Here is an 8,524-nt window from a genome sequence, read left to right as displayed (position 1 = left end):
GCCCGCGGGCCGCTGCCTGAGAAGCGACAGTGCGTTTCTTCTTCATGATTGGCATATCCATGATCTTCATCCTTCATGATATGCCTCGCCCACGAAATTACGGATAGGCCCGCTTGGAGGGGGCAGTGGTGCGATCAACGAACGATCCCTCGCACAGCAAACGGCAGTGACCAGGCAGTCATCCGCTCCCACTCCGCACTGCGTGCGTCGCGGTTGGGTCCGCCTCGGAAACCGGCGGTTCGTTCAGCCGCGGAAATCAGCGGTTCGTTTAATGAGTGGGAGCCACCTGCTTCGGCCCGGCGCCGGCAACGCTAGAGCGCGTATAGGTTAATAACCGATTGAGGGTTCGAATCCGCTTCTTTCCCTCGAATATCCAGAATGCGTGGCCCTAACGAGCCACCTGCCCAGGCCCCTACAGCGGTTGCCGCACAAAAACTCCTGCGAGTTGCGGAACCGACCCGGCCCAGCAAGGCTGGCGGGTCGGTGCCCGACCGCATCGGGGCGCGCAGCGCCGCCGGAAGAATGACTGCCTTGTCACGAACGCGGAGTGTGCGGAAGCACTGATTCCAGATGCACCACTGCCCCCTCCAAGCCAGGGGACCCACTTAAGAGCTGGCGGTGTGAGCCCGCTTTCTTTGCTTACTTTCTTTGCGGCGGCAAAGAAAGTGAGTGCCGCCCCGCACAGGGGCAGTGCTAATAGACCACCGTGAACACAAGGAAAGGCCAACGCCCAAAGAACACACCCAAGGCGGCTCCTAGCCAAAGCATCCAGCCATCAGGCAACTTGTCACCAACGCGGAGTGCGCGGAAGCACTGATTCCAGATGCACCACTACCCCCTCCAAGCCAGGGAACCCACTTAAGAGCCGGCGGTGTGAGCCCGCTTTCTTTGCTTACTTTCTTTGCGGCGGCAAAGAAAGTGAGTGCCGCCCCGCACAGGGGCAACACCAATAGACCACCGTGATCACAAGGAAAGGCCAACACCCAAAGACCACACCCCAAAAAGCACAACCCATCCCCGCTCCCACACCTCAAAAAAACCAAAACCCACCCCACAAACCCCCAAAACCCACAACCCGCCAAAAAATCCCCCAGCGCCACGCGCCGCTTATAATCAACCATTCCTTGCATTCACCAGCCGAATCGACACACATGAGCGAGACCCCGAGCGACACCACCTCCACGCTTGCCAAAAGCTTCGAGCCCCACACCATCGAAGCCCACTGGGGCCCCGAATGGGAAAAGCGCGCGTACGCCGCGCCGTCCTTCGAAGAGAACAAAAAAGACTTCTCGATCCAGCTGCCACCGCCGAACGTCACGGGCACCCTGCACATGGGCCATGCGTTCAACCAGACCATCATGGACGGCCTCACCCGCTATCACCGCATGCTCGGCGAAAACACGCTGTGGGTGCCGGGTACCGACCACGCGGGTATCGCCACGCAAATCGTCGTCGAACGTCAACTGGACGCCAAAGGCGTATCGCGCCATGACCTCGGCCGCGAGAAATTCGTCGAACGTGTGTGGGAATGGAAACAGCAGTCCGGCTCGACCATCACGAATCAGGTGCGCCGTTTGGGCGCGTCGATCGACTGGTCGCGCGAATACTTCACGATGGACGACAAAATGTCGGCCGCCGTGCGCGACGTTTTCGTGCGCCTGTATGAACAGGGCCTGATCTATCGCGGCAAACGCCTCGTCAACTGGGACCCGGTACTGCTCACCGCCGTGTCCGATCTCGAAGTGGTCAGCGAGGAAGAAAACGGCTCGCTGTGGCACATCCAGTACCCGCTCACCGACGGCTCGGGCCACCTGACAGTCGCCACCACGCGTCCCGAAACCATGCTCGGCGACACCGCCGTGATGGTCCACCCGGAAGACGAGCGTTACGCGCATCTGATCGGCAAGACGGTCACGCTGCCGCTGTCGGGCCGCGAAGTGCCGATCATCGCCGACGACTACGTCGACCGCGAGTTCGGTACGGGCGTCGTCAAGGTCACGCCCGCGCACGACTTCAACGACTATCAGGTCGGCCTGCGCCACAAGCTGCCGCAAATCGAAATCCTCACGCTCGACGCGAAGATCAACGACAACGCGCCGGAAAAATATCGCGGCCTCGACCGTTTCGAAGCGCGCAAGCAGGTGGTCGCCGACCTCGAAGCGCTCGGCGCGCTCGAATCGGTCAAGCCGCACAAGCTGATGGTGCCGCGCGGCGACCGCACCGGCGTCGTGATCGAGCCGATGCTGACGGACCAATGGTTCGTCGCGATGAGCAAGCCGGCGCCGGAAGGCACGTTCAACCCGGGCAAATCGATTGCTGAAACCGCGCTCGACGTGGTCCGCAGCGGCGAAATCAAATTCGTGCCGGAAAACTGGTCGACCACCTACTACCAGTGGCTCGAAAACATCCAGGACTGGTGTATCTCACGCCAGCTCTGGTGGGGTCATCAGATTCCGGCCTGGTACGGCGACAACGGCGAAATCTTCGTCGCGAAGACTGAAGAAGACGCACGTGCGAAGGCGCAGGCAGCTGGTTACACGGGCTCGCTGAAACGCGACGAAGACGTGCTCGACACGTGGTTCTCGTCCGCGCTGGTGCCGTTTTCGTCGCTCGGCTGGCCGAACGAAACGCCGGAACTGAAGCACTTCATGCCGTCGTCGGTGCTCGTTACCGGCTTCGACATCATTTTCTTCTGGGTCGCGCGCATGGTCATGATGACCACGCATTTCACCGGCAAAGTGCCGTTCGACACCGTTTATGTGCACGGCCTGGTGCGCGACGCCGAAGGCCAGAAGATGTCGAAGAGCAAGGGCAATACGCTCGACCCAATCGATATCGTCGACGGTATCGACCTCGACACGCTGGTCGCCAAGCGTACCACCGGCCTGATGAACCCGAAGCAGGCTGCGTCGATCGAAAAGAAAACCCGCAAGGAATTCCCGGAGGGTATCCCCGCATTCGGCACCGACGCGCTGCGCTTCACGATGGCCTCAATGGCCACGCTCGGGCGCAACGTCAACTTCGATCTGGCACGCTGCGAAGGCTATCGCAACTTCTGCAACAAGCTGTGGAACGCCACCCGCTTCGTGCTGATGAACTGCGAAGGTCACGATTGCGGTTTCGGCAAGCCGGAACAGTGCGGCGAATGCGGCCCGGACGGACACCTGAATTTCTCGGCGGCAGACCGCTGGATCGTGTCGCGTCTGCAGCGTGTGGAAGCAGAAATCGGTAAGGGTTTTGCCGACTATCGCTTTGACAATGTGGCCAACGCCCTATACAAGTTCGTATGGGACGAATACTGTGACTGGTATCTCGAACTCGCAAAAGTGCAGATCCAGACGGGTCAGCCGAACCAGCAACGCGCTACACGCCGTACGTTGCTGCGCGTGCTCGAGACGGTGCTGCGCCTTGCGCATCCGGTCATTCCTTTCATTACCGAAGCGTTGTGGCAGAAAGTGGCGCCGTTGGCCGGACGTTATCCCGAAGGCAAGGCCGAGGGTGAAGCGTCCATCATGGTGCAGCCGTACCCCCTCGCCGAGCCGTCGAAGATCGACGAAGACGCGGAGCAATGGGCGGCCGACCTGAAGGCGGTGATCGATGCGTGCCGGAATCTGCGTGGCGAAATGAATCTGTCGCCCGCGGTCAAGGTGCCGTTGCTCGCCACCGGCAACGCGGAACGTCTGCGCACTTTCGCTCCGTACGCTCAGGCGCTGGCCCGTTTGTCCGACGTGCAGATCATCGCCGACGAAGCAACGCTCGACGCGCAGGCAGATGGCGCGCCAATTGCTATCGTTGGAAATGACAAGCTCGTGCTGAAGGTCGAAATCGACGTGGCTGTCGAACGCGAGCGGTTGTCGAAGGAGATTGCGCGGTTAAGTAATGAGATCACCAAATGCAATGCCAAATTGCAAAATGAAAGTTTCGTTGCAAAGGCGCCACCGGCAGTCGTTGAGCAGGAACAGAAAAGGCTGACCGAATTCGAGGCGACAGTAGGCAAACTGAAGGCGCAACTTGCGCGCTTGCCGGTCTGAACGACGCTACGTGCCCGCCCTGTTTATCGGGCGGGCAGCACTGAATGCTAAACCAGAGGACTCAGGGTAATCACATGCTAAAAGTTACAAAGGCGGTTTTTCCAGTCGCAGGTCTTGGCACCCGATTCCTCCCTGCTACGAAGGCAAGCCCGAAGGAAATGTTGCCGATCGTCGACAAGCCACTGATCCAGTACGCGGTGGAAGAGGCAATGGCGGCCGGCATCACCGAAATGATCTTCGTCACGGGCCGCAGCAAGCGCGCGATCGAAGACCATTTCGACAAATCGTATGAAATCGAGCACGAACTGGAAGCGCGGGGCAAGGACAAGCTGCTGGAACTGGTTCGCAGCATCAAGCCGAGCCATGTCGACTGCTTCTACGTGCGTCAGCCGGAAGCGCTCGGCCTCGGCCACGCGGTGCTGTGCGCGGAAAAGCTGGTGGGCGACAACCCGTTCGCCGTGATCCTCGCGGACGACTTGCTGTACGGCAAGCCGCCCGTCATGACGCAAATGATCGAGGTGTTCGACCACTATCACAGCTCGGTGATCGGCGTCGAAGAAATCCCGCACTCCGAAACCAAGTCGTACGGGATCGTCGACGGCAAGGAATGGGAAGATTCAATCATCAAGATGTCGGGCATCGTCGAAAAGCCGGAGCCGGACGTGGCGCCGTCTAACCTCGGCGTGGTGGGCCGTTATGTGCTCAAGCCGCGCATCTTCGATCACATCCGTTCGATCAAGCCGGGTGCAGGCGGTGAACTGCAACTGACTGATGCAATCCAGTCGCTGCTCGCCGACGAACAGGTTCTCGCGTACAAGTACCACGGCACGCGTTTCGACTGCGGCAGCAAGCTGGGATATCTGAAGGCGACGGTCGAGTTCGCTCTGCGTCACCCGGAAGTGGCCGCCGATTTCGAAGAATATCTGCGCACCCGCTCGCCGGTGCTGGAAGGCTAAAACGCCTCTCGTTGCAGCCCTCGATTAAAGTGGGCTGGCATAAAAAAATCGCTGTGACCCGCATCTGCGGGCGCAGCGATTTTTCTTTTCAAACGACGCGCGACCCGCTGGCGCACGCGACCTGAAGCTAAACGGAGCGCAACCCGGTCAGTGTCCCGGCGCGCGGCCGGTTACGTAACAATCGGCCCGTGTTCCAGGACCGCCCCCCACACGCGCTCAGCGCCGCTTCATCAGAAACGTGAACACCTTGTCTTGCGCCGAGCTTTCGACGATCTCATTGCCGGTTTGCTTCGCAAACGCCGCGAAATCGCGCTGCGAGCCGGGGTCGGTGGCCAGCACCTTGAGAATCTGGCCGCTTTCCATATCGGCGAGCGCCTTCTTGGCGCGCAAAATGGGCAGCGGGCACATCAGCCCGCGCGCATCGACTTCCTTGTGAATCTGAATTTGCATCGACGATGACCTTCGGGACGAGGCGTCGTGAGCGACGCCGGACAGAGGCCAAATTCTACCGCAGGCGGCGTTTAGCCGCCCGTGGTGCCGCTGTGATGTCGACCGTGATGCTGCCGTTAGCGCCGGCTACAACGTCACCGCATCGCCCGTTTGCAGCGACCGCCGCAACGCGATGCCGATGCGTGTCGCTTCGAGCGCATCGGCAAGCGTGGCGCCAGCTTGCGCGCCCGCCCCAGCCCCGGACGAGGTTGCGCCGCGCTGCACCGCTGCCACGAACGCCCGCGCCTCGTACAGAAACGCCTCTTCGAAGCGGTCGAAAAAATTCGGCGTGCATTCGTTGCGAATACCGTTCGCGTCGTATATTTCCACGCGATTCGCCCGCGGATTGTGACCAATCGCCAGCGCCCCAGCCGTGCCGATCACCTCGCTATGGGTGTCGTTGCCGTGAGCCTGCGTGCGCGATGCATAGAACATCGCCAGCTTGCCGTCTTCGAACTCGCAGATCGCCACGCCATTGTCGACATCGCCGGATTCGCGCAAGCCTTCGTGCAGCGCAATCGCGCCCGCCGCGAACACGCGTTTGGCGCGCGGCTTGCCGAGCAGCCAGCGCGCGACGTCGATATCGTGCACGGTGCAATCGAGAAAAATGCCGCCGGACGTGCCCGCAAAACGCACGAAGAAACCGTCGGTGTCGTTCTTGTCGGTGGTCTGCGAGCGCACGAGGAACGGCCGGCCGATGGTGCCCGCTTCGATCTTGTCGAACGCGTCCTTGTAACTCGGATCGAAGCGTCGCATGAAACCGATCGTTGCCTGTAGATGCGGATAGCGCGCGGCCTCGGCCAGCACGCGCTCGCATTCGGCCAGATCCAGCGACAACGGCTTCTCGCAGAACACATGTTTGCCCGCGCGCAACGCGTCGACGATCTGCTTCGCGTGCAGCGACGACGGCGTGACGAGCCACACCGCGTCCACGTCGGAATCGGCGAGCAGGTCCGCGTAATCGTCGTAAAGACGCGGTGCGGGCAGCGCTTCGCGCGCCCACGCCCGCTCCTCTTCCACCGGACTGCACGCCGCGACCAGCGTCGCGCCAGGCACGCGATACGCCAGATTCTCCGCATGCCGCTTGCCCAGACGCCCAAGGCCGACCACGCCCAGCCGAAGCTTTCCAGAAGCCGAAGCCGCGGCCATCACACCGTCTCGCCGAGTTTGATCGCCCGGCCCTCGCGCCAGGAGCGCGTCGCCGCTTCAGCGAGTTCGAGCGCTTTCAGCCCGTCGGCGACGGTGGTGCGGACCGGCTTGCCGTGGGTGATCGCGTCGAAGAAATGCGCGATTTCAAGCGCATACGCCGCGCGATAGCGCTCGAGGAAAAACGCTTCGGGCACGTCGCTCGACACTTCGGTTTTCGAATACGCGGTGACTTCCGTGGGCCGCACATTCCCCGCCTGCAGCATGCCGGTACTGCCGAGTACTTCGAAACGCTGGTCATAACCGTACGCGGCACGCCGTGCGGTATTGATCTGGCACAGTCGGCCACGCTTCGTGCGGATCGTTACCGCAGTCGAATCGATATCGCCCGCGTCGGCAATTGCCGGGTCGCTCAGACAACTGCCGGTCGCGTGCAGCGTGTCGGCTTCGTCATCGAGAATCCAGCGGAAAATGTCGAAATCGTGAATCAGCATGTCCTTGAAGATGCCGCCCGAATGCTTGATGTACTCGACCGGCGGCGCACCCGGATCGCGGCTCGTCACGACCAGCATTTCCGGCGAGCCGATCTCGCCCCCGTCAATGCGCGCCTTCAACGCGGAGAAGGTCGGATCGAAGCGCCGCTGAAACCCGATCATGCAGACCACCCCCGCGCGCTGCACCGCGTCGGCGCACAGCGTGGCGCGTTCCAGTGTCAAATCGACCGGCTTCTCGCAGAACACATGTTTTTTCTGCGCGGCCGATTTGACGATCAGATCGGCGTGCGTATCCGTGCTCGAACAGATCACGGTAGCGCCGATCGCGGCATCGCCCATCGCGCCGTCGATATCCGCGACTTGCGCGCCGTGCTCGGCTGCCAGCGCCGCCGCCGCTTCGCGGTTCACGTCGATCACATACTTGAGCCGGACACCCTTTTGCCGCGCGAGATTGGCCGCATGAATCCTGCCGATGCGCCCGGCGCCGAATACCGCTACGTCGATCGTCTTTACCGCGTCAGTCATCGTATCCTCCTGTGTCCTGGGATTCTTCAACATTCAATTCGAGCTTGTACGCGAGCGCGATGAACAACGCCTGGCACAAACAGATCGTGCTGGTCAGCGAGCGGAATGCAAACGCGCTGCCCTCTTTCACATACAGTTGCGTGGTCGCGTAACGGGCGAGCGGCGATAGTTGGCTATCCGTAATAACCAGCGTTTTCGCCTGATGGTGATGCGCGACGCGCAGGCAATACTGCGTTTCCTTGCCGTAAGGCGCGAAGCTGATCGCGATCACCACGTCGCCCTTTTTCACGCTGCGAATCTGTTCGCGGTACATGCCGCCAAAACCCGACACCAGATGCACGCGTTTGGGCGTGTGCTGCAATGCGTACACGATGTAACTCGCCACCGGAAACGACCGCCGCACGCCGATCACGTAGATGTTTTCGGCGTGCTGGAGCATCTTGACGGCAGCGTCGAACTGCCTGTCGTCGAGCCCTGCTTCCAGTTCCTCGAGCGCGCCGCGCGACGCGGAGATGAATTCGCGCGCCACCGACCCGCCGGACAACGCACCGGGCTTCTCGTCGATCAGCTTGCGAATCCTCTGCTGATAGCTCGGCGATGAACTTCCCTGCCCCGTGTAAGCCTGTTTGAACACCGCCTGCAAATCGGAGAAACCGGAAAATCCGAAACGTTGTGCAAAGCGCACCACCGCCGACGGATGCACGCCGCAACTCGCCGCGATGTCGCTGGTGCGATCCACCATGACGCTGGAGCGGTTCTGTTCGATATAGGTCGCGACGTTCTTCAACTGACGCGGCAACGCTTCGTAGTTATCTGCGATGCGCTGCATCAATTCGTCGACGCTCGGCAATGCTTCGGTGCTCTCTTCCGCCATGACTCTCTC

At 61.2% G+C, this 8,524-nt stretch carries 6 protein-coding genes; 2 read left to right on the top strand and 4 right to left on the bottom strand.

Features of this window, described 5'->3' with window-relative positions:
• Positions 1 to 1,151: 1,151 nt before the first annotated feature.
• Entirely contained in the window at positions 1,152 to 4,031 is a 2,880-nt protein-coding gene (locus tag LMG28727_RS24930) for a valine--tRNA ligase (protein WP_201644968.1), read from the top strand.
• Positions 4,032 to 4,105: 74 nt separating this feature from the next.
• Positions 4,106 to 4,987, top strand: a complete 882-nt coding sequence (gene galU / locus LMG28727_RS24925; RefSeq protein WP_201644967.1) for a UTP--glucose-1-phosphate uridylyltransferase GalU — start codon at positions 4,106 to 4,108, stop codon at positions 4,985 to 4,987.
• Between the two features lie 216 nt (positions 4,988 to 5,203).
• Here the strand turns inward: galU and LMG28727_RS24920 are convergent, their stop codons facing one another.
• The 4 genes from LMG28727_RS24920 to LMG28727_RS24905 form a co-directional block, all read right to left on the bottom strand.
• Positions 5,204 to 5,431, bottom strand: a complete 228-nt coding sequence (locus LMG28727_RS24920) for a sulfurtransferase TusA family protein (protein WP_041746333.1) — start codon at positions 5,429 to 5,431, stop codon at positions 5,204 to 5,206.
• A 132-nt stretch (positions 5,432 to 5,563) separates the two neighbouring features.
• The gene (locus tag LMG28727_RS24915; protein WP_201644966.1) at positions 5,564 to 6,625 is read right to left on the bottom strand and encodes a Gfo/Idh/MocA family oxidoreductase; all 1,062 of its coding nucleotides are present in this window, start codon (positions 6,623 to 6,625) and stop codon (positions 5,564 to 5,566) included.
• Entirely contained in the window at positions 6,625 to 7,641 is a 1,017-nt protein-coding gene (iolG, locus tag LMG28727_RS24910) for an inositol 2-dehydrogenase (RefSeq protein ID WP_201644965.1), read from the bottom strand. Before iolG ends, LMG28727_RS24915 begins: the two co-directional genes overlap by 1 nt.
• Positions 7,634 to 8,515 (bottom strand): MurR/RpiR family transcriptional regulator, encoded by an 882-nt coding sequence (locus LMG28727_RS24905; protein ID WP_201644964.1) that lies wholly within the window; start codon positions 8,513 to 8,515, stop codon positions 7,634 to 7,636. The genes iolG and LMG28727_RS24905 overlap by 8 nt, the downstream gene beginning before the upstream one ends.
• Positions 8,516 to 8,524 lie beyond the last annotated feature (9 nt).

The organism is Paraburkholderia metrosideri, from assembly GCF_904848625.1.
GTDB classification, from domain to species: Bacteria; Pseudomonadota; Gammaproteobacteria; order Burkholderiales; family Burkholderiaceae; genus Paraburkholderia; species Paraburkholderia metrosideri.
Note: the sequence above shows the minus strand (reverse complement) of the source record. Positions and strands in the feature narration are given on the sequence as shown.

Coding starts and splice junctions, on each gene's coding strand:
- LMG28727_RS24930 (WP_201644968.1), top strand. CDS start 1,152: ATGAGCGAGACCCCGAGCGACACCACCTCCACGCTTGCCAAAAGCTTC.
- galU (WP_201644967.1), top strand. CDS start 4,106: ATGCTAAAAGTTACAAAGGCGGTTTTTCCAGTCGCAGGTCTTGGCACC.
- LMG28727_RS24915 (WP_201644966.1), bottom strand. CDS start 6,625: ATGGCCGCGGCTTCGGCTTCTGGAAAGCTTCGGCTGGGCGTGGTCGGC.
- iolG (WP_201644965.1), bottom strand. CDS start 7,641: ATGACTGACGCGGTAAAGACGATCGACGTAGCGGTATTCGGCGCCGGG.
- LMG28727_RS24905 (WP_201644964.1), bottom strand. CDS start 8,515: ATGGCGGAAGAGAGCACCGAAGCATTGCCGAGCGTCGACGAATTGATG.